Origin of the sequence: Pseudomonas sp., from assembly GCF_049590575.1 — a bacterium.
In the GTDB taxonomy this organism is placed as follows: domain Bacteria; phylum Pseudomonadota; class Gammaproteobacteria; order Pseudomonadales; family Pseudomonadaceae; genus Aquipseudomonas.
In genome coordinates, this window is sequence record NZ_JBAWDE010000100.1 from 1 (window position 1) to 1,922 (window position 1,922).

At 62.9% G+C, this 1,922-nt stretch carries 2 protein-coding genes; one reads left to right on the forward strand and one right to left on the reverse strand.

Translation table 11 applies throughout. From position 1 onward, the window contains the following. Positions 1 to 312: anti-virulence regulator CigR family protein (locus tag WBR57_RS08105; RefSeq protein ID WP_424083379.1), on the forward strand; the 312-nt coding region annotated here is incomplete at its 5' end. A 187-nt stretch (positions 313 to 499) separates the two neighbouring features. Here WBR57_RS08105 and WBR57_RS08110 read toward each other — a convergent pair. After that, entirely contained in the window at positions 500 to 1,816 is a 1,317-nt protein-coding gene (locus WBR57_RS08110) for an MFS transporter (protein WP_424083380.1), read from the reverse strand. Positions 1,817 to 1,922: the final 106 nt, after the last annotated feature.

Genomic DNA, 1,922 nt, shown 5'->3' on the forward strand with positions numbered 1-1,922 from the left:
CGTGGCGATGACCATCGCGGCCCGCAGGACAACCGTCGCGGCGGGCCACCCCAGGATTTTGGCCCCGTGCGGCAGATCATCCATGACAACCACGGCCAGTTCTCGCGTGGCGCACCGCCACCGCCGAATGTGCGCCTGGTACGCGGCCAACCGTTACCTCGCGGTTACTACGGCGAACGCCTGGACAACCGCGCGCTGGCGCGCCTGCCGGTTTACCCAGGTTACGAATGGCGCCGCTCTGGGCCGGATGTGGTGCTGATCGCCGTGGGCACCGGCATCGTCTATGAGATTCTGGACGGCGTTCTCAACTAACACCCCCTAACGATGGGACAAGCCCGCTTACTGTGGAAAGCGGGCTGTTGTGGCGAGCGGGCTTGCCCCGCGTTGGGCTGCGAAGCAGCCCCATCAAGGCCACCAAAGTTCTTCAGGGAAAACGCGTTGTCAGGTTTTGGGGGCGCTTCGCACCCCAACGCGGGGCAAGCCCGCTCGCCACAGGGGTTTAGCGTCCATCTGAAAGTTCGATGCGTTCGACTTTACCAACGAGCAACACGTAGGAAAGCGCCCCTAGCAACGCCAGTACCGCGATGTAGGTAATCGCCGGCGCAAACGAATCGCCGCTGGCCAAAAAGCCAATCACGATGGGCGTGGCAATCGCCGACAGGTTGCCGATGAAGTTGAACACCCCACCGGTCAGCCCCAACAGGCGGGCGGGTGCCAGGGTCGAGACCAGCGACCAGGTGATCGACGCCAGGCCATTGCCGAAAAACGCCAACGCCAGGAATGCAATCACCCACGCCGTCGACTCCACGTAGTTGGCGCCGATGATCGCAGTGGAAATCAGCAGCCCGCCAATGATCGGCAACTTGCGCGCAAAGCCCACCGTGGCGCCCCGGCGAATCAGCCAGTCGGAAAAAATCCCCGAGCACAGCACGCCCACAAACGCCGCTAGAAACGGCAGCGATGCCAGCAAGCCGGACTTGATGAAGTCCATCCCGCGGTATTTCACCAGGTAGGTCGGAAACCACGTCAGGAAAAACCACAGCGTGGAGTTCAGGCAGAACTGCCCCAGGTAGATGCCCCAGAGTTTGCGCTTGCTCAGCACAATGCCCAGGTCGACCCAGCTGAACGGCGCCTTGGTCGCTTGCGCCTGCATGTCCACCAGGCCGCCGCCTTCGCGGATCAGTTCGATTTCAGCCGCATTGGCGCCCTTGAAATCCTTCGGCTCGCGGTACACCGCGTACCAGATCAGCGCCCACACAATGCCTACGCCGCCGGTGGCCACGAACACCATGTGCCAGCCAAACGCGTGCTGCAGCCAGGCCAGTACCGGCGTCAGAAACGCCAGCCCGACAAACTGCCCGGAGGTGTAGACGCCAATCGCGGTGGCGCGCTCGCGCTCGGGAAACCAGGTGGTGACCACCCGGCTGTTGATCGGGTAGGCCGGCGCCTCAAGGGCGCCGACGGCCATGCGCAGCACAAACAGCGCGATAAAACTGGCGGCGAAACCGAGCATCACGGTGGCAATCGACCACAGCAACAGGGCCACGGTGTAGAGGATGCGCGGCGGCACCCGGTCGACCAGCCAGCCGCCGGGGATCTGCATGGCGGCATAGGTCCAGCCGAACGCGGAGAAGATCAGCCCGACATGTACCGGGTCGATCCCCAGTTCGCTGGTCAGCGCCGGGGCGGCAATCGACAGGTTACTGCGGTCGAGGTAGTTGATCACCACGGTGATAAACAGCAGCACCATGATGAAGAAACGCTTTCTGCTGGGCGTGACGAGAGAAGCCTGCCCGGTGAAGGATTCAGGGTGCATGGGGGGTGCCTCTTGTTATGTTTATTGAGGACAGATCTGCCTGACGGAACGAGGATCGAAATGTGGGAGGGGGCTTGCCCCCGATGAGGGAGTGCCAGCCACCGAG

What these genes read in the sequence shown, in the direction of transcription:
- WBR57_RS08110 (WP_424083380.1), bottom strand. Translation starts at nt 1,816, where the DNA reads ATGCACCCTGAATCCTTCACCGGGCAGGCTTCTCTCGTCACGCCCAGC.